This window comes from Pseudomonas sp. SWRI99, assembly GCF_014270125.1.
Classification (GTDB): Bacteria; Pseudomonadota; Gammaproteobacteria; order Pseudomonadales; family Pseudomonadaceae; genus Aquipseudomonas; species Aquipseudomonas hamedanensis.
Window position 1 is genome coordinate 32972 of the sequence record NZ_JABWQR010000027.1, and the last position, 20352, is coordinate 53323.

A 20352-nucleotide genomic window follows, 5' to 3' on the forward strand; every position below is an offset into this window, starting at 1 on the left:
GAAAGTGAAAAACAAACCACCCGTCAGAGAGACCACCACTGTCGAAGTCAGCCCGGGGGTGACGACACGACCCACCCCCCATTCGCGAGAATTCGACTCCCACGCGCGGACAGACACGGGTTCACTTGCCATTTCACGCGAGAATCTGCCGACATCGACAAGGACCGCTAACGAGGCCGAGCTGGATGCCATCCTTCCCGCGCCGCGAGTGACCGTCAACGAATTCGATCCGCCCGCACAACCGCCTGACACGCCTGCACCACAACCCCTTGAACACTACCGGGTACCTGCCACCGCACGGCTTCCAGCTCCCGACGAACGAGGCCTGCGGACATTCAAGGGACGCCACTATGTCGACTTGCCCGACGGCTTGGTCGTACAGGTCGCGACGGACGCGCAAACGGGTCTGGTGCTCGCCACGCTGGCCAACGAACGGCTACCCTCCGGCCCGGAACTGGTGCGCGATGCCATCAGCGGACGCTGGGAAGTGCGCAGCGACCTGGAGCCGATCCTCTTCCCGCTGTCCGAAAGTCGGCTGGAAGCGTTCCGGACTGCACTGGATTTTACCGGCGTCGAACCTGGCGGCGACGGTACGCTTCACCACGATAACAAGCTCTATGTGGTCATCGGTGAGCACGCCTATCAGGTTCTGCACGATGCTGACTCGTCATCACCGTCAGTACCGGTGCTGCGGATCGTGCGCACTGAAGATCCGGTTGCCCATGACGAAGGCAACCGGTACGTGGCCTCCCGCCCGGGTCGCTCGCAAGCGATCGTTCGCGACCCTCGCGACGGCTGGGTCGGCGTCAACGTGGCAGGGGTTGGCGGCATGCGCCGTGGCGAACCGCAACGAACGCTGTCGCAACGACTGGCGGACCGGTTTGCCACGCTTGCCAACCGCCTGCACAGCCCGGAGTCGCGCGTGCGAAAGCTGTTTCCGACGTTTGACGAGCAGCAGAACGCTGCCTATGTGCGTTCGCTGGGGGACGATGTCGCAGGTGCACTGACGCGGCGTGAAGCCGATTACAAAACCCTGAAAAACGCTCTGCAGGACTGGACCGGGACCAACGCGCAATCGCCGGCCATCAAGGCGTGGGCGCAACGGGTTGCCCTGGAGATCAAACGCTGCTGGCGCCATGAGACCGGCGCGATCCTGAAGCTGACTGGCGCCAGCGCGACGCTGCCGGCACTGACAGCAGATTTCAGCCACGTGCGCACGCTGGAGCTGAACGGGATCCTTTGGTCAGGCACTGGCGAAACGTTTCTTAACGGTTTTTCCGGCCTGCAACGCCTGTCCATCACCGACTGTGGACTGGATAAGCTGCCCGCAGCCATGACCCGAATGCCCGATCTGCAGACGCTGAATCTGCATGCCAATCGCCTGGAGTTCGACGAACAATCCGCCGCCGCCCTGGGCACGATGGTGACTCTGGAGCACATCGACCTGTCCGCTAACCCGTTGGGCAGACACCCTGACTTCAGCGCCATGTCGCGACTCAAGACACTGAATCTGCGTAGCACGCAATTGGAGCAATGGCCCATCGGCCTGACGCAGCACAGCGGCCTCGAGCGGCTCGACCTGCGCGACAATCTTCTGCGCGAGGTGCCTGACGCACTCGTCGCGCCGGCTGCTGATCAGTTTGAACGGATCTACCGGATCAACGCCGTCACGCTGATCGAACGCAACGATTTTCCTGCCGGTTACTGGAAAACGCTGGAAGCATTCTGGCAACGCGTGGCAGCCGCCCCGTCGCATCCGGGCATCGACCCCCTGCCGGGCGCGTTCAGACTCGACAGTGACATTCCCGAAGTGGCGATGGTGCAACGGCTGTATCCGGATAAAACCCCGCAAGAGGCCAGAGCCTACTTAATCGCCTTGGGCGACGATGCAGATACGCTCCTGGCGCAACGGATCGAACAACTGGATTTGCTCGAATCTCAGTTGCAAGGTTATGTCGCGGCCCAAGAGACCGGCACGGCCAGCGGCAGCACGGGCGAAACATCGGCACGACGCGTCGCCCGGATCATCAAGGCATGCTGGCTCGACGATTCCGTGCAAACGTTGAGGATCACCGCAGGTAGCGGTCCGCTCCCAGCGTTGACGCTGGACTTCAGCCATGTAAAGCGACTCGACCTCTTGTCCATCACCTGGTCGGATGACGCCGACACTTTTCTCGGCAACTTTCCCAATCTGGAGCAGCTGTCCATCAACCAGTGCGGGCTGAAGACGTTACCCGCCGTGGTGGGTGGAATGCACTCTCTGCGCCGCCTGGACCTGAGCGCCAACCGCATTGAACTGGATGAGCCAGGCGCGGCCACACTCAGCGCGCTGAGCCGTCTGACGATCATTGATCTGTCCCATAACCCGTCACTCAGTCTGAGTCCGGACTTCAGCGCGATGGCTGGATTGATTTCGGTGAACATGAACAACACCGGCATCCGTCATTGGCCGACCGGGCTGGAGGACAAATCTGCCCTGACGGGCCTGGACCTGCGCAATAACCGCTTGCGGGAGGTGCCAGGCCATCTGCTTGAGCCGACGCTTGAAAAAATGCCAGGCATCGCCCGGATAAACGGCGCGACACTGCTGCTGGGCAACGATTTCCCGTCCGACTACTGGCGTCAATTCGACGCCTACTGGCGCCAACTGAGCGACGCCTATCCGGAGCTGATGGACCCTCTACGTCCTGATGCCTTTGACAGTGAAAACTCGCTGGCGCAGCGCTATAAAAAACTGTTCCCGGCTAAAAGCATCAAGGCCTGCCGGGAGTTCCTCTGGAATCTGGAAGCGGATAGCGTCAACGGGCGGCTGGAGACTCTGGAACAGGAGTTCGGCCAGTTGAAAAGTCAGCTTGATGACTGGGTATTTTCCGGCGGCGGCAATCGCCAGCGCTACGTTCGCGCCAATCAGTTACAGATCAACGCTCAGACCCGCAACGACCGCACAGCGGCACGGGATCGCATCATCGCCTGCTGGCGCCGGGAGACCGCGCAAAAGCACGCCGTCGATGGCACGCCGATTGGCCTGGAGCTGGACCTCAGCGGTCTGATACTGCCGACCCTGCCGGACCTGAGCATCGACTTCAGCCACGTCGGCTCACTCAATCTGGCCCGAATGAACCTGGCTGAATCCCCGGAAGGTTTTCTGACGCGCTTTCGGCATCTGCGCTGGCTGGACATGTCGAACAACCGGCTCAGGGAACTGCCGCCGGCCGTTGGGGAAATGCATGCAATGACGCGCCTGTTTCTCCACGGCAACCAGCTCCAGCTGACCGATGAGACGGCCGCGATCCTCGCCGGGCGGGTTACGCTCAGGGCGCTTTGGCTCAACAACAACCCGCAATTGGGCGTCTTGCCGGATTTCAGCCAGATAACGGACATGCGTTCGATCGATCTGTCGACCACGGGCATTTCCAGCTGGCCCAGGGGGCTGTTCGACCAGCCACTGCTGGACTCCATCAACCTGAGCCACAACCGGATCACCACCATTCCGGACTTCGTCACCGCGCCGCCTGCCGATCGCCTGGCGCAATCGGTGCGGGCCAACAACAGCACGCGGGTGACCAATAACCCGCTCGTCGACACCACTGCCGCCCAACTGGCAGGCTATGTTCAACGGCTCAGAGACGCAGGGCTGGCATTGAACCGTGGCCCCAACCTGGTCACGTCCTCACAGCTCGTGGCACGCCAACCCGATCGCAATCCTCTGGAGCTGCGTGAGCAATGGATTAGCGGACTCTCCGCCGACGAGGTCGCCGCACGGCGAGCGCAATGGCGGATGTTGCGCGAGCTGGAAGGGTCTGACGGTTTTTTCAACATTATCGAAAGCCGTTCCGGGCATGCTGACTTTCGACGTCAGGTCTGGGAAGTGATCGATGTCATGACCGACAACGATGCGCAATCACGGGCGCTGCGCAGAGAGCTGTTTGATCGAGCTTGCGAAGCGGGTTGTACCGACCTCGCGGCAGCGACCTTTACCGATTTGCAAATCCTCGCGGTAACCCACAAGGCACGTATGCAGGCCCGCCAGGATAAGAACGGAGCGCCACTGGTGACATTGTCCAGAGGGTTGTTCCGCCTGAAACAGGTGGATGACATCGCCGCCGCGCACGTCGCCTCCAGCCGGTTGATTATCAACGATCCGGCAACATCCGAGGCACAGCGCAACGTTCATCGTCGTCGCATACGCGATCAGCATGAAGTGACCATGGCGTATCGCTTCGGCCTGAAGGACCGGCTGCAATTACCGTTTCAGCCACAGGCACTGACTTTTATCCTGATGGCCGAGGTGACGCCGGGCATGCTTGAGGCCGCCTATAACAAGGTGATAGTTCTGAATGATTCACCTGAGGAATTTCAGGCGTTGGTGTCCATGGACTTCTGGCAGGATTTCGTCATTTACAAATACCAGACGCAATTCGAAGCCAGTCGGCAGCCCTTTCAGGACCGGCAAGCCGCACTGGACAGCCAGTTTGCCCAGGAGCAACTGACCGAGGCCCAGTACATTGCACAGACCAACGATGGTCAGGCACAACTGGCGATTGCCGAAGCGGCGCTGATTCAGGAACTGACCCGGCAAGAGCTGCAACCTCGTACCACCGTCGAGACATCGCCCGCCGATGAATCGGCGGCTCAGACGTCTGCCTGAGCCGGCGGTATCAGGCAACGAGACGGCTGGCCGAATGTCTTCGGCCAGCCGTCACTCGTCGTCGTCGAAGTTGTAGCTGCCCGGGGCGAGGTTTTCGAAGCGCGTGTATTTGCCGATGAAGGCCAGGCGAATAAAACCGATCGGGCCGTTCCGCTGTTTGCCGATGATGATTTCGGCGATGCCCTTGTGTTCGGTTTCCGGGTGATACACCTCGTCGCGGTAGACGAACATGATCACGTCGGCGTCCTGCTCGATCGCTCCGGATTCACGCAAGTCGGAGTTCACCGGGCGCTTGTTCGGGCGCTGTTCGAGGGAACGGTTGAGCTGCGACAGGGCAACCACCGGGCAGTTGAATTCCTTGGCTAGGGCTTTGAGGGATCGCGAGATCTCGGAAATTTCGTTGGTCCGGTTGTCACCGCTCGAACCGGGGATCTGCATCAGTTGCAGGTAGTCGATCATGATCAGGCCGACATCGCCGTGCTCACGCACCAGGCGTCGGGTCCGCGCACGCATTTCCGAGGGACTGATGCCGGCGGTGTCGTCGATGAACAATTTGCGATCATTGAGCAGATTGACTGCGGAAGTCAGGCGTGGCCAATCGTCATCTTCCAGTTGACCGGAACGCACCTTGGTCTGGTCGATACGGCCGAGCGAAGACAGCATACGCATGATCAGCGATTCGCCTGGCATCTCGAGGGAGTACACGAGGACGGCTTTTTCGCTGCGCAACACGGCGTTTTCCACGAGGTTCATCGCGAAGGTGGTTTTGCCCATCGATGGACGGCCAGCGACGATAATCAAGTCAGAAGGTTGCAGGCCGCTGGTTTTCTCGTCGAGGTCGGTGTAACCGGTGGACAGGCCGGTAATGGCGTTGTCGGTGTTGAACAGGGTGTCGATGCGATCGATGGCCTTGGTCAACAGCTCGTTGACGCCGACCGGACCGCCAGTCTTCGGTCGCGCTTCGGCGATCTGGAAGATCTGCCGTTCGGCTTCGTCGAGGATCTCTTCGGCGGTGCGGCCTTCAGGGTTGAACGCGCTGTCGGCGATCTCGGTGCTGATACCGATCAACTGACGCAAGGTCGCCCGCTGGCGGACGATCTGCGCATAGGCCTTGATGTTGGCGACGGACGGCGTGTTTTTCGCCAGTTCGCCCAGGTAACCGAGACCGCCGACTTGCGAGGTCTGGCCTTCCTTGTCCAGTTGCTCGGCGAGGGTCACAACGTCGATCGGCGAGTTCTGATCGGCCAGTTTGGCGATCGCACGGAAGATCAGACGGTGGTCATGCCGGTAGAAGTCGCCGTCGGAGACTTGATCGAGCACACGTTCCCAGGCGTTGTTGTCCAGCATCAGACCACCGAGTACGGCCTGTTCGGCCTCGATGGAATGCGGCGGCACCTTCAGGGCAGCGGTTTGCAGATCGTATTGCTCGGGAGCGGAGATATCGTTCATGGCCACTTGAGAATTAGGTAAAAAGCAGGAGTTTCAGAAAGACAAAGGGCACGACCTGTAAACAGGATCGTGCCCGATGTTAACCGTCTGACGGGCAAGCCGCCAGCCGATCCGTGTTGCTTAAGCTGCTACCACGACAACGCGTACGGTGGCTTCAACTTCGGCGTGCAGGTGCACGGCCACGTCGAATTCACCCACGTTGCGGATGGTGCCGTTCGGCAGACGAACTTCGCTCTTCGCAACTTCAACGCCGGAGGCGGTCAGTGCGTCAGCGATGTCGTGAGTACCGATCGAACCGAACAGCTTGCCTTCGTCGCCAGCGGTGGCAGTGATAGTCACTTCCAGCTCGGCCAGTTGGGCAGCGCGGCTTTCAGCCGATGCTTTACGGTCTGCGGCAGCTTTTTCCAGCTCGGCGCGACGCTCTTCGAACGCAGCCAGGTTGGCAGCGGTCGCAGCGGTAGCCTTGCCGAAAGGCAGCAGGTAGTTACGGCCGTAACCGGCCTTAACGTTTACTTTGTCGCCCAGGTTGCCCAGGTTGGCGATTTTTTCCAGAAGGATCAGTTGCATGTGAAAATCCTCTAACTTTTAACCTTCACCGTTCGCGCTGTCGGTGTCTTTCGACACGTGACGACCGCGAAAATCAATCAGGCTGTCGACAATGGCCAGAACCACGAGCAACGGATAGATCAGCTGCATGAACAACAGCAGCGTGACGTACAACCCCACCAGCCAGAAACCGGCCAGTCGCTTCTGCCCGACCAGCCCGTGAATCAGGGCGAGTCCGGCGAACACCAGCGGTACACTGCACAACGGCGTCAACATGGCCATCTGTGCACCGAGATTCGGGCCCAGAAGCATCAACGCCAGCAGCAACATCGCCGGCCCCAGCGGGATCCGGATGGCGCGAAACTCACGACCAAAACCACCCGGGTTGTACAACAACGCCTGCCAATGCCGCCCGACAATCAGGCTCAGCACGCTGACGATCTGCAACAAAGCCGCAATCAGTCCGGTCAGGACCGGTGCAATCAGGGACGCGAAACGCGCTTGCTCATCGACCGACAATTGCTTGTAGGTCTCACCGAGAAGCGCTGGCATGACCTTTATAAGGGCCTGCGCGAGCATCTCGATCTGGGCCGCAAACGCGACGCCGAGCACCACTGAAAACACCACCCCGATCGCCACGCTGACCAGCAGCGTACGGACCCAGGATTCGCTTGCGCGCAAAACCAACGCAAGCCCCGAAGAACCCAGCAGCACCAGAAGTGCCCGTGGGTCATCGGCATACAGCCACCAGATCAATGCCGGCAGCAGTCCCAGGGACAGAACGCCGAGGGCGTCCGTCAATCCGCGCCGCAGCAGCACAAGGCTCCCGGCGGCGGCACCCAACCAATACAACAACGGCAATGTTGCACACCCGGCCACTACGAGAGTGGCCTGCAGGCGGCCGCGCATGATGAACTCAGCTAAGGCACGCATGCATTCAATCCTTTGCTACTTGTCGACTGCCCGGTCTCAGCGGCCGTGGCTGTCGGTGTAGGCCAGCAGGGCCAGGAAGCGGGCGCGCTTGATAGCGGTGGCCAGCTGACGCTGATAACGAGCTTTGGTACCGGTGATGCGGCTTGGAACGATTTTGCCGGTCTCGGATACGTAAGCTTTCAGAGTGTTGAGATCTTTGTAATCGATCTCTTTCACGTCTTCAGCGGTGAAGCGGCAGAATTTACGACGACGGAAGAAACGTGCCATTTGATAGGCTCCTTAATAAGGTCCGTGGATTACTCGTCAGCGTTATCGCTGTTGTCGCTGTCATCACTGTCGGTGCCTTCGGCGCCTTCGTGCTCAGGACGGTCGCGACGCTCACGGCGCTCACTGCGGTTTTCTTCAGCCTTGAGCATCTCGGACTGGCCGGTAACGGCTTCGTCGCGACGGATGACCAGGTTACGGATCACTGCATCGTTGTAGCGGAAGTTGTCTTCCAGCTCGGCCAGGGCCTTGCCAGTGCACTCAACGTTCAGCATCACGTAGTGAGCCTTGTGAACATTGTTGATTGCGTAGGCCAGTTGACGACGGCCCCAATCTTCCAGACGGTGGATTTTGCCGCCGTCTTCTTCGATCAGCTTGGTGTAACGCTCAACCATGCCGCCGACTTGCTCGCTCTGATCCGGGTGGACCAGAAAGATGATTTCGTAATGACGCATGAATGCTCCTTACGGGTTGTAGCCTGCCGCTCAAAAACGGTCAGACAAGGAGTGAATGACACTTATGGACTTGCTGGCGCGGGGCACATGCGTGCCTGCCGTCACAGCAAGGGGCGCAATTGTAGAGAAGGGACTGCGGGGGCGCAAGGCAATTGGTGATTATTTGAACAACCACCGATCTTCCAGACACCGTAAACGAATGTGGGAGCGAGCCTGCTCGCGAATGCGGTCTGTCAGGCAACAAATACGTCGACTGACACTCCCTCTTCGCGAGCAGGCTCGCTCCCACAGTTCTTGCGTGACGCTTATTTCTTCGCGGCAGCCTTGGCCTTCGCACCACGCTGGCGCTGGGCCTCGAACAGGCACACGCCAGTGGCGACCGAGACGTTGAGACTGCTGACGCTACCGGCCATCGGCAGGTTGACGAGGTAGTCGCAATGTTCGCGAGTCAGGCGCCGCATACCTTTGCCTTCAGCGCCCATGATCAGGATGGTCGGGCCGGTCAGGTCCTGGTCATAAATGCTGACTTCAGCTTCACCGGCCGTGCCCACTATCCACAGGCCACGTTGCTGGAGCTTTTCCAGGGTACGTGCCAGATTGGTCACCGCAACCAGCGGAATCATTTCCGCCGCGCCGCAGGCCACCTTACGAACCACCGGCGTCAAAGTAGCCGACTTGTCTTTCGGCACGATCACCGCCAGCGCGCCGGCCGCATCGGCCGAACGCAGGCAGGCACCGAGGTTGTGCGGATCGGTTACGCCATCGAGTACCAGCAACAGCGGCGCGCCCTCGGTGCGATCGAGCAGCTCGTCGAGCATCGCCTCGCCCCAGACCTGACTCGGGCTGACTTCCGCCACCACGCCCTGATGAACGCCTTCAACCCAGGCGTCCATTTCACGGCGTTCGGCCTGGCCGACCTGAACCCGGTTTTGGTTGGCCAGTTCCACCAGCGTCTGCACGCGCGGATCGTTGCGGCTTTCCGCCAGCCAGATCTGCTTGACGCGTTTAGGGTGGTGACGCAGCAACGCCTCTACCGCGTGAACGCCGTAGATTTTTTCCAACTGACTCATGACTTCGCCTTCGGTTTACGCGCCCCGCCACTTTTGGCTGGAGCAGAACCCGCTTTCGGCGGGCCTTTACGATGTTTGCTCGGTTTGGCTGGCTTGCCGCCGGTCGCCTCAGGCGCCGACCGCCCGGTCTTTCCCCCGGACGCCGCTTTACCACCGTTTTTCGCATCGGCCAGCAAGGCCTTTTTCAATTCGCGGCTTTTACGCAGTTCCGCGTTTTTCGCCACGGCATCGCTTGGGCGATAGGCTTCGGCAACCTTTTCCTTGGCCGGACGACGGCTGGCGGTTTTCGCTGGAGCCTTTTCCTCCGCAGACTTGGCAGCAGGCGCGGCGGTTTCGGCGCCACGTTTTTTGCGACCGATCGGCGCGCTAATGGTTTTTTCCGCCATCTCGAAGTCGATCTTGCGCTCGTCGAGGTCGACGCGCATGACCCGCACTTCAACGGTGTCGCCAAGACGGAAGCTGCGACCGGTGCGCTCGCCCGCCAGGCGGTGATGCACAGGATCGAAGTGGTAGTAATCGCCCGGCAGCGCGGTGACGTGCACCAGCCCTTCGACATAGATGTCGGTCAGTTCGACGAACAGACCAAAACCGGTCACGGCGGTGATCACGCCCGGGAACGACTCGCCGACGCGATCCTTCATGAACTCGCACTTGAGCCAGTTCACCACGTCGCGGGTCGCTTCGTCGGCACGGCGCTCGCTCATCGAGCACTGCTCGCCGAGCTGCTCCAGCGCCGGCTCGTCGTACGGATAGATGCGCGCCTTCGGAATGGTCATCGCACCGGCACGGCGAACGTGCGGGGTGTCTTGTTTCGAATGGATCACGCTGCGGATCGCGCGGTGCGTGAGCAGATCCGGATAACGACGGATCGGCGAGGTGAAGTGGGTATAGGCTTCGTAATTCAGGCCAAAGTGACCATCATTTTCAGCGCTGTACACCGCCTGGCTCAACGAACGCAGCATAACCGTCTGGATCAGGTGGAAATCCGGACGATCCTTGATGCTCGCGAGCAGGGCCTGATAATCCTTCGGCGACGGACCGTCCTTGCCTTTGTGCAAAGACAGGCCGAGCTCACCGAGGAAGGCGCGCAGCTTTTCCAGACGCTCTGGCGGCGGACCGGCGTGAACGCGGTACAACGCAGGAATCTCGTGTTTCTTGAGGAATTCGGCGGTGGCCACGTTCGCGGCCAGCATGCACTCCTCGATCAACTTGTGCGCATCGTTGCGGACGGTCGGACGGATTTCGGCAATCTTGCGCTCGGAACCGAAGATGATCCGGGTTTCCTGCGTCTCGAAATCGATCGCGCCACGTACGTGACGAGCGGCCAGCAGCACTTTGTACAGCGCGTAGAGCTGCTTGAGGTGCGGCACGACGTCGGTGTACTCGCCGCGCAATTTGCGCGCCTCGGTAGCCTTCGGCGTTTCCAGCATCGCACTGACCTTGTTGTAGGTCAGACGGGCGTGGGAATGGATCACCGCTTCGTAGAAGCAGTAGTCGGTCATTTCGCCAGACTTGGAGATGGTCATCTCACAAACCATGGCCAGACGATCGACTTGCGGGTTCAGCGAGCACAGGCCGTTGGACAGCTGCTCGGGCAGCATCGGGATCACGCGCTCGGGGAAATACACCGAGTTGCCGCGCACCTGGGCTTCGTTGTCCAGCGCCGAGCCGATCTTCACGTAGCTGGAAACGTCGGCAATCGCCACGTACAACTTCCAGCCGCCGGAGAACAGACGCAGCTTGCCCGGCTTGGCTTCGCAGTAGACCGCGTCGTCGAAATCGCGGGCATCTTCGCCGTCGATGGTGACGAACGGCAGATGGCGCAGGTCGATGCGCTTCTCTTTGTCTTTTTCTTCAACTTCAGGCTTGAGCTTCGCCGCTTCTTTCAGAACCGCTTCAGGCCAGACGTGCGGAATGTCGTAGGTACGCAGCGCGACATCGATTTCCATGCCCGGCGCCATGTAGTTGCCGACCACTTCGACCACATCACCTTGCGGCTGAAAGCGCGGCGTCGGCCAGTGGGTGATTTTCACCTCGACGAACTGACCGATCTGCGCGTTGGCGTTACGGCCCGGGGTGACCAGCACTTCCTGCTGGATCTTCGGATTATCCGCAACGACGAAGCCGATGCCGCCCTCTTCGAAGTAGCGACCCACGATGGTTTCGTGCGCGCGGGATACCACTTCGACGATCACGCCTTCGCGACGACCGCGACGGTCGAGACCGGAAACACGGGCCAGCGCACGGTCGCCGTCGAACACCAGACGCATTTGCGCCGGGCTCATGAACAGATCGTCGCTGCCATCGTCCGGCACCAGGAAGCCAAAGCCGTCACGGTGACCGCTGATGCGACCGAGGATCAGATCGAGCTTGTCTACCGGCGCGTAGGTGCCGCGTCGGGTATAGATGAGTTGCGCATCGCGCTCCATGGCGCGCAAACGGCGGCGCAGGGCTTCGATCTGGTCTTCTGTGGTCAGACCAAACTCTTCGACCAGTTGCTCGCGGGCAGCAGGCGAACCCCGATCGGCGAGGTGCGCCAGGATCAGTTCGCGGCTGGGAATAGGGTTTTCGTATTTTTCCGCTTCACGAGCGGCCTCGGGATCGAGGGACTGCCAATCGGCCATTAGAGAGTTTTCACCTTGTCTATATGCGGGTTAGTTTGGCATAGGCGCCGTGAAACGGGAAATTTCCGACTCTACAAGAGCCGTACAAGGCCCTGTATCGACGCTCTGATACCGATTTGAACGCCGCTGGTAAAAAAATTCAGTTTTTTCTGCGGCAGGGGTTTACAGTTAAAAAGCTGCTCCGTATAGTGCGCGCCATCGACGACGCACAAGCGCTTTCGATGATGCCCAGGTGGTGAAATTGGTAGACACGCCAGCTTCAGGTGCTGGTGACCTTACGGTCGTGGAAGTTCGAGTCTTCTCCTGGGCACCAATTTCGAGTTTGAGACTAGATCAGTTTCAAGACTCACACAAAACCCGCGAAAGCGGGTTTTTTGCATTTCAGGGAACGCATTTGTTAAAACCGGTTTATTAAAATTAAATCAGGGGTTTACAGATCAAAAAGCGCTCCGTATAGTGCGCCACATCAACAGCGGCAACGCTTGCGATGAATGCCCAGATGGTGAAATTGGTAGACACGCCAGCTTCAGGTGCTGGTGACCTTACGGTCGTGGAAGTTCGAGTCTTCTTCTGGGCACCAATTCAAATTCAAGGTTCAGGCCTTGGATTTCACGAAAACCCGCGAAAGCGGGTTTTTGCGTTTATGGCTTCCTGAAATTTCCAGATCACCTGTGGCGAGGGAGCTTGCTCCCGCCCGGCTGCGCAGCAGTCGCAAATCTGCACGCACCGTGCAACCAGACAAACACGAGCGCTGCTGCGCACCCCAGCGGGAGCAAGCTCCCTCGCCACAATGTTTTTCAGCCACCGTTGAATTCGTGCGACCGCTACAAGGCGCACTTGAGAAACAATATCGTTTATCATTGTTGCAAGTTTTTGCAATGCGACAGTGAGGAACCCTGCGAATGATGTTTCGAAATACCCTGCGCCGAGGCCTGACCTTCACCCTCCTCGGCCTGGCGCTCGCCACTCCCCTCACCCAGGCAGCCGATGCGGTGTCCCTGACTCTTTACAACGGCCAGCACAAGGAAGTCGGCGATGCGATCGCCAAGGCGTTCGAAGCCAAGACCGGTATTCACGTCAATGTGCGCAAAGGCAGCAGCAACCAGCTCGCCAGTCAGGTCATCGAAGAAGGCGACCGCTCGCCTGCCGACGTGATCTACACGGAAGAGTCACCGCCCCTGAACAACCTGGGCGAACAAGGTCTGCTGGCCAAGACCGATGACGCGACACTGGCCGTTCTGCCAAAAGAGTACGTCGCCAGCAACGGCACCTGGATCGGGGTGACTGCGCGGGTGCGCGTGGTTGCCTTCAACCCGAAACTGATCGATGAAAAAGACCTGCCGAAATCGGTCATGGAGTTTTCCGATCCGAAGTGGCAAGGCAAGGTCGGCTTTGTCCCGACCAGTGGCGCCTTCCAGGAGCAGGCCGTCGCGATCATCAAGCTGCACGGTCGCGACGCCGCCGAAGAATGGCTGACCGGTCTGCGCGCGTTCGGCAAGACCTACAGCAATAACATGGTCGCGCTCAAAGCCGTGGAAAACGGCGAAGTCGCCACGGTCCTGGTGAACAACTACTACTGGTTCGCCCTGCAGCGCGAAAAAGGCCAGCTCGACTCCAAACTGCACTACTTCACAGGTGGCGATGTCGGCGGCTTGATCACCGTGTCCAGCGCTGCGGTATTGAAGTCCAGCAAACATCCAAAAGAAGCCCAGCAATTTCTGGCCTACATGGCCAGCGAAGAAGGCCAGCGCGTGATCACCCAGACCACCGCCGAATATCCGCTGCACAAAGGCATGGAATCGGACCGCGGACTCAAGCCGTTCAGTGAACTGCAAGCGCCGAATGTCACCCCCGCCGATCTGGGCAATGCTGAAGAAGCGCTGGAGCTGGAACGTGAAGTTGGCTTGAACTGATGGCCGCATCGTTATCCGCCCCCGCCGCGCGCGGGGGTTATGTACCAAGACGCAAACGACCGTCGATCTGGTTGGTGCTGCCGGTCTTGCTGCTGGTGGTGATGAGCCTGTTGCCGCTGGCGTATGTCGGGCTTAAAGCCTGGCAGGCAGGCTGGGCCGAAGCGCTGCATTTGTTATGGCGCCCGTACGTGTTCGGGCTACTGCGCAATACTCTCGCATTGATGGTTGGCGTGACCATCACTTGTGCCGTGGTCGGCTTGTCGCTGGCGTGGTTGCTGGAGCGCAGCAATCTGCCGGGGCGGCGCCTGTGGGGCGTGATTCTGTGCCTGCCGTTTGCCGTACCGGCGTTCGTCAGCAGTTTCACCTGGGTTTCTCTGAGCGCCCAGTTCGAAGGTTTGGGCGGGGCAATCCTGGTGATGAGCCTGTCGAAGTATCCGCTGATCTTTTTGCCGGTGGCGGCGACCCTGCGCAATCTTGATCCCTCCCTTGAAGAGTCGGCTCGCACCCTTGGGCAGAATCGCTGGGGCGTATTTTTCCGTGTCACCTTGCCGCTGCTGTGGCCATCGCTGCTGGCCGGCTCGCTGCTGATCGCCTTGCACATGCTGGTGGAGTTCGGCGCGCTGTCGATCATCGGCCTGCAAACTTTCACCACGGCGATCTACCAGCAATTCGAGCTGGAATTCAGCAACGCCAACGCAGCGATGCTGTCGGCCGTGTTGCTGGCGCTGTGTCTGCTGCTGTTATGGCTGGAGCTGCGGGTACGCGGCAAGGGCCGGCATGTGCGCACCGGGCAGGGCGCGGCGCGTCAGGCCGGACAGGTTCGTCTCGGCCCGTGGGCAGCGGTCGGTCAGCTGTATTGCCTTTCGCTGGCGATCGTCGGCAGCGGGATTCCGCTGGGGATGCTGGCGTACTGGTTGGCGGTCGGCTCATCTGCTGCCTTTCCGGTGGCGGCGATTGGCGAGGCGTTATTGTCGTCGTTAGCATTGTCGTTGGGCGGCGCAGCGTTATGTCTGCTGCTGGCAGTGCCAGTCGGGCTGTTGGTGGTACGCCACAAAGGCCGACTGGCGATCTGGGCCGAGCGCCTGCCGTACCTGCTGCATGCGTTGCCGGGCCTGGTGATTGCATTGACGCTGGTGTATTTCGCCCTGCACTACGTGCCGGTGCTGTACCAGACATCGGGGTTGCTGCTGATCGCCTATGCGCTGCTGTTTCTGCCACTGGCTCAGGCGCCGATTCGTACCGCCCTGAACAAGGCAGCGCCGCAGTTGGAGGAGGCGGCGCGCACGCTGGGGGCTTCGTCGTTCACGGCTTTTTGTCGAGTGACGTTGCCGATTATCTTCCCGGCATTGGGCGCGGCGTTTGCGCTGGTATTTCTTGATGCAATGAAGGAGCTGACGGCGACGCTACTGCTGAGCCCGACCGGGCTTAATACGCTGGCGACCGAGGTCTGGGCGCATACCGCGAACGTTGAGTTTGCGGCGGCGGCGCCCTATGCGGCGTTATTGATTGTGGTGTCGGGGTTGCCGGTTTATCTGCTGACGACGCGGATGTATCTGAGTCGCTGAAATAGCTATCGCGAGCAGGCTCGCTCCCACATTAAATCGAGTTTCCCTGTGGGAGCGAGCCTGCTCACGAAGAGGCCCGCGCGGTTAGCATCAAGCCCTGAACTGCCCCAGGCTCGCCTTCAACTGCGCGGCCAGGCCATCCAGCACTTTGCCACTGGCCGTGGTCTCCACTACCGCCTGCGCCGCTTTCTCGGCCTGCGCATGAATGGTCTCGACGCGCCCACGAACAGCCTGCGCCCCCTGCGCCTGATGCGCTGCCGCTTGCGTCGCCAGACCGATCGCCGCATGCACTTGTTCGACCGAGGCCTGCACCGACTGTTGCAGCCGTGCGCTGTCTCGCAGCACCAGCAGGCCTTCGCTGGCCTGACGCCCGGCCTGACCGATTGCTTCGACCGCTTCACGTGCACCTTGCTGCAGCGCGACGATGTGCGCCTGAATATCGCCAGTGGAGCTTTGCGTCTTGCTCGCCAACGCACGCACCTCGTCGGCGACCACCGCGAAACCGCGACCGGTCTCCCCCGCCCGCGCGGCCTCGATGGCCGCATTCAGCGCCAGCAAGTTGGTCTGCTCAGCGATGCCGTGAATCACCGTCAGCACCACTTCGATCTGCTCGCTCTGCTGCGCCAGGCGTTCGATGACCTTCGCCCCGGTATCGACCTGCCCGGCCAGCGCTTCAATCAGGCTACCAACCTTGGCCGAAGTCCGCGTGTTTTCATCGGTGGCCTGACGAATATCGACAACCTGCTTTAACGCCGCCTGCATCGCCTGGCTCTCCGACTGCGCCTCGTCAGCCATTTGCGACAGCGCACGCAAGCTTTCCGCGACCTCGTCACGCTGCATCCCGGCAGCCGCATCGGCGCCAGCGTTGCGCAGGGTCATCGCGCCAATTTCAACGCCAGTGCGCTGAGCGACATCACCTGCCTCGCGCACGATCGGCTGCAACTTATCCACAAAGCGATTGACCGCCGACGCCATGTCGCCGATTTCATCCTTGCTGTTGATCTGCACGCGCTTGGTCAGATCGCCCTCGCCCGCCGCCAGGTCATCCATCGCCGCGTTGAGCATCTTCAGGCGATTGACCACGCGGTGACCAAGCACCACTGCCAGCAACAACAGCACGCCGCAACCGACCAGCGCCAACCCCATGCCTATTCGCCAGCGCAGGGTCGCAGCCGCTTCCTGGACAGTATTGGCCGTGTTGGTTTTCATCTCGGTAGCCGTGGCCTGCGCCGATTGCAGGCGCGCCTGCATGGCCTTGGCGCTGTCCGCCGCAGCCCCTTTGAGACTGTCGCCGACCAACTGATCGCTGCTGGCAATCAGCGCTAAGAAACGCGAGTCGAGTGCAGCCAGATCAGTTTCCACCGAGGCCGTGGACACGCCCATCAGCACCTTGCCGATTTCCACGCCATTAGGGTTGATCGAGGCTTCGAGGTAATACACCGATGGATCGTTCTTCGCTGCATCCAACACTTTATCCAGCGCGCGCTCGCCCTGGCCTTTTTCCAGCAAGGCCTTGTTGATCGGGTTTTCGCGATTGAGATAGCGGGTCAGGTGTTGACCAGTGGCATCGTCGTATACCACGAACAGCACGTTGGGATTGCGCTGGGCACGACGGGCGAACTCCGACAATGTCGGCACATCGCTGTCCCACATGGCGCGAGGCGCGACGGACGCCAGCAACTGCGCCATGTCATTGGCCGAATCCTTGAGATCCTTTTCCAGAGTTGCCCGCAGTTGCGCCTGCTCTTCCTTGAGGCGCGATGACAGGCCGGCGGTCAGCCGCTGACGCGTGCTGGCTGATAGCGCATCGAGGCTCGACGTCACTTCACGCCCCGCCTGCTCCAGCTCCCCGGAGAGTTTCTGGCTGTCGGCGCCAAGGCGCACAGCCAAATCAGCTTCGAGCGCCGTGACCGTGCTCCGCGTCAGGGCAACCGCCACCAACACCTGCACCAAAAGGGCGATACCCAAGGTAACGAACACCGGCCGCAACAAACGGCTTTGTAACAGTGAGAGAACGGCTGACACTTTAAATCCCTCTACTTCTGACGCCATTAATTTGATGGCACTCTTGTAGACAGATTCACAGCAAAGGTCATGCCGTCCAACAGGCATAAACGACAAAGGCCCCGATTAAGGGGCCTTTGTTTTTTACATCAACGACTTATCAAGCAAACGGATGACGCAGAACGATGGTTTCGTTGCGGTCCGGGCCCGTCGAAATAATGTCGATCGGCGCACCGATCAACTCTTCAACGCGTTTGATGTAGGCACGAGCGTTAGCCGGCAGCTCTTCCAGGGTCTTGGCACCCACGGTCGATTCGGTCCAGCCCGGCACTTCTTCGTACACAGGTTGCAGGCCTACGTAGCTGTCAGCGTCGGTCGGAGCAACGGCATTGCCCTGCGCATCTTTGTAGCCGATGCAGATGTTGATGGTTTCCAGACCGTCGAGTACGTCCAGCTTGGTCAGGCAGATGCCCGAGATGCTGTTCACATCGATAGCGCGACGCAGGATAACGGCGTCGAACCAGCCGCAACGACGAGCACGACCGGTGGTCGCGCCGAACTCGTGACCTTGCTTGGCCAGGTGCGCACCCACATCATCGAACAGCTCAGTCGGGAACGGACCCGAACCGACGCGAGTGGTGTAAGCCTTGGTGATGCCCAGAATGTAGTCGAGGAACATCGGGCCAACGCCCGAACCGGTCGCCACGCCGCCGGCGGTGGTGTTGGAGCTGGTCACGTACGGGTAGGTACCGTGGTCGATGTCGAGCAACGAACCCTGAGCACCTTCGAACATGATGTCTTTGCCGGCACGACGCAGCTCATGCAGCTCAGCGGTTACGTCGAGCATCAGCGGCTTGAGCAGCTCAGCGTATTCCTTGCACTCGGCCAGAGTTTTTTCAAACTCGATGGCCGGCTCCTTGTAGTAACCGACCAGCATGAAGTTGTGGTAATCCACCAGCTCACGCAGCTTGTCTTCGAAGCGCGGCATGTTGAGCAGATCGCCAACACGCAGGCCGCGACGGGCCACCTTGTCTTCATAGGCCGGGCCGATGCCGCGACCGGTGGTACCGATCTTCAGCTCGCCACGAGCCTTTTCACGGGCCTGGTCCAGCGCCACGTGGAAGGACAGGATCAACGGGCAGGACGGGCTGATACGCAGGCGCTCGCGCACCGGTACGCCTTTCTCTTCCAGCTTGGTGATCTCGCGCAGCAGGGCGTCAGGTGCAACCACCACGCCGTTGCCGATCAGGCACTGCACGCCTTCGCGCAGCACGCCCGAGGGGATCAGGTGCAAGACGGTTTTTTCGCCGTCGATCACCAGGGTGTGGCCAGCGTTGTGGCCACCCTGGTAGCGCACTACGGCGGCAGCATGTTCGGTCAGCAGATCAACGATCTTGCCTTTGCCCTCATCACCCCACTGGGTGCCCAGGACTACGACATTCTTACCCATAACACTTGTCCTCATTCGCGCAAACTTGGTGCCGGCGATCGCCGGCAGGAAAACTCAAGAAGCCAGTGGCGATACTTGCCAAAGCCCGTTCTGCTGAATCAATTGCCGGTCGCAGTCCGCATCACGGGCGGCGGCCAAAGGTTGCCCAGGCAACGCCTGAACGACACGCTGACCCTCACTGCGCAACTGGCAAACCTGCTGCCAGAGTGCCGCATCCGTACTGTCAGGCATCCAGATACCGCCAGACGGTAACTCGATCTCAGCACGCCCCAGGGTCACCAGGGTTTTCAAATCGGTAGAGAAACCAGTCGCCGGACGGGCGCGACCGAAGTCGGCGCCGATGTCGTCATAACGACCGCCTTGCGCGATGGACTGGCCCACGCCGGGCACGAACACCGCAAATACCACACCCGTGTGGTAGTGATAGCCGCGCAACTCGCCCAGGTCGAAATACAGCGGCAACTGCGGGAAGCGCACCGAGAGACGCTCGGCAATGGCCAGCAGGTCTTCCAGCGCCGCCAATACTGGCGCCGGTGCATTGGCCAGCCGCTCGCGAGCAGCGGCCAACACTTCACGGCCGCCGCACAGATCGACCAGCGCACGCAGCATGCCGGACAGATCGGCCGGCAGGCCTTCGGTCAGGATGATGACTTCGTCGATGGCTTTGCGCTGCAGGGCATCGAACAACTGCTGCTCGACTTCACCGGACAAACCGGCAGCGCGCGCCAGACCACGATAAATGCCGACATGGCCGAGGTCCATGTGCACGTCCGGCACGTCGGCCAGTTGCAGCATGGCCAGCATCAGGCTGATCACTTCAACGTCACTGCTCGGGCTGGCGTCGCCGTACAACTCGGCGCCCAGCTGGATCGGGCTGCGCGAGGACGACAGCGCACGCGGCTGGGCGTGCAGCACGCTGCCGGCGTAGCACAGACGGCTCGGGCCTTCGCGACGCAGAGTGTGCGCATCGATGCGCGCGACTTGCGGCGTGATGTCGGCACGGAAACCCATCTGCCGGCCCGATTGCGGGTCGATGACCTTGAAGGTACGCAGATCCAGGTCCTGGCCCGCGCCGGTCAGCAGGGATTCCAGGTACTCGATATGGGGAGTCACGACAAATTCGTAACCCCAGCTCTGGAACAGATCCAACACCTGGCGACGCGCCACTTCGATGCGCGCCGCTTCCGGTGGCAGTACTTCTTCGATGCCATCTGGCAGCAGCCAGCGGTCTACCGTTGCCATTACGCCATTCCCCTTTGATCCGGGCGGCCAGCCCGAGGGCTGAGCCTTGATTGAAGCAGAAAACGATTGTTCCGCGCATGAACAACGCAGCGAAAAGCCTGTTACCGGCTTCGCCAATCACTTCCCTCGAAAAACGCTCGAGCCTTTCAACCCGATGCTCTGCAGCAAAAACAGCAATCAAACGTGCAG

13 protein-coding genes and 2 tRNA genes are annotated in these 20352 nt (G+C 60.4%); 5 read left to right on the forward strand and 10 right to left on the reverse strand.

Going from position 1 to position 20352, the window contains the following annotated elements; all coding sequences use genetic code 11:
* Positions 1-208: 208 nt before the first annotated feature.
* A complete protein-coding gene (locus HU743_RS20685) occupies positions 209-4648 on the forward strand; it encodes an NEL-type E3 ubiquitin ligase domain-containing protein (protein WP_346656526.1) in 4440 nt (1479 codons plus the stop codon).
* A 51-nt stretch (positions 4649-4699) separates the two neighbouring features.
* Here the strand turns inward: HU743_RS20685 and dnaB are convergent, their stop codons facing one another.
* From dnaB to rnr, 7 genes are all read right to left on the reverse strand, one after another.
* Positions 4700-6097, reverse strand: coding sequence for a replicative DNA helicase (dnaB, locus tag HU743_RS20690; RefSeq protein ID WP_186547633.1), 1398 nt, complete (start codon positions 6095-6097; stop codon positions 4700-4702).
* Between the two features lie 120 nt (positions 6098-6217).
* On the reverse strand, positions 6218-6664 hold the full coding sequence (gene rplI, locus HU743_RS20695) for a 50S ribosomal protein L9 (RefSeq protein ID WP_003186385.1): 447 nt from the start codon (positions 6662-6664) through the stop codon (positions 6218-6220).
* An 18-nt stretch (positions 6665-6682) separates the two neighbouring features.
* Positions 6683-7576: a hypothetical protein gene (locus HU743_RS20700; protein ID WP_186547635.1), complete on the reverse strand. Its 894-nt coding sequence runs from the start codon at positions 7574-7576 to the stop codon at positions 6683-6685.
* A 36-nt stretch (positions 7577-7612) separates the two neighbouring features.
* Positions 7613-7843 carry a 30S ribosomal protein S18 gene (gene rpsR, locus HU743_RS20705; RefSeq protein ID WP_002551829.1) on the reverse strand — a complete coding sequence of 77 codons (231 nt, stop codon included), beginning with the start codon at positions 7841-7843 and terminating at the stop codon, positions 7613-7615.
* 29 nt (positions 7844-7872) lie between these two features.
* The gene (gene rpsF / locus HU743_RS20710; RefSeq protein ID WP_016771938.1) at positions 7873-8295 is read right to left on the reverse strand and encodes a 30S ribosomal protein S6; all 423 of its coding nucleotides are present in this window, start codon (positions 8293-8295) and stop codon (positions 7873-7875) included.
* A gap of 305 nt (positions 8296-8600) precedes the next feature.
* Positions 8601-9365 carry a 23S rRNA (guanosine(2251)-2'-O)-methyltransferase RlmB gene (rlmB, locus tag HU743_RS20715; protein WP_186650933.1) on the reverse strand — a complete coding sequence of 255 codons (765 nt, stop codon included), beginning with the start codon at positions 9363-9365 and terminating at the stop codon, positions 8601-8603.
* Positions 9362-11989 carry a ribonuclease R gene (gene rnr / locus HU743_RS20720; RefSeq protein WP_186650935.1) on the reverse strand — a complete coding sequence of 876 codons (2628 nt, stop codon included), beginning with the start codon at positions 11987-11989 and terminating at the stop codon, positions 9362-9364. Before rnr ends, rlmB begins: the two co-directional genes overlap by 4 nt.
* 226 nt (positions 11990-12215) lie before the next feature.
* Here rnr and HU743_RS20725 point away from each other — a divergent pair.
* The 4 genes from HU743_RS20725 (at position 12216) to HU743_RS20740 (ending at position 15467) form a co-directional block, all read left to right on the forward strand.
* Positions 12216-12302, forward strand: a tRNA-Leu gene (locus HU743_RS20725).
* Between the two features lie 180 nt (positions 12303-12482).
* Positions 12483-12569: transfer RNA gene (locus HU743_RS20730), tRNA-Leu, on the forward strand.
* A gap of 322 nt (positions 12570-12891) precedes the next feature.
* Entirely contained in the window at positions 12892-13902 is a 1011-nt protein-coding gene (locus HU743_RS20735) for an extracellular solute-binding protein (RefSeq protein ID WP_186632559.1), read from the forward strand.
* The gene (locus HU743_RS20740; RefSeq protein ID WP_186650937.1) at positions 13902-15467 is read left to right on the forward strand and encodes an iron ABC transporter permease; all 1566 of its coding nucleotides are present in this window, start codon (positions 13902-13904) and stop codon (positions 15465-15467) included. Before HU743_RS20735 ends, HU743_RS20740 begins: the two co-directional genes overlap by 1 nt.
* Positions 15468-15557: 90 nt before the next feature.
* On the opposite strand, the gene HU743_RS20745 is transcribed toward HU743_RS20740, so the two are convergent.
* The 3 genes from HU743_RS20745 to HU743_RS20755 form a co-directional block, all read right to left on the reverse strand.
* Positions 15558-17492, reverse strand: coding sequence for a methyl-accepting chemotaxis protein (locus tag HU743_RS20745; protein ID WP_186547647.1), 1935 nt, complete (start codon positions 17490-17492; stop codon positions 15558-15560).
* Between the two features lie 139 nt (positions 17493-17631).
* Complete coding sequence (locus tag HU743_RS20750) at positions 17632-18921, reverse strand: adenylosuccinate synthase (protein WP_186547649.1); 1290 nt, start codon at positions 18919-18921, stop codon at positions 17632-17634.
* A gap of 54 nt (positions 18922-18975) precedes the next feature.
* A complete protein-coding gene (locus HU743_RS20755) occupies positions 18976-20163 on the reverse strand; it encodes an ATP phosphoribosyltransferase regulatory subunit (protein WP_186547651.1) in 1188 nt (395 codons plus the stop codon).
* Positions 20164-20352: the final 189 nt, after the last annotated feature.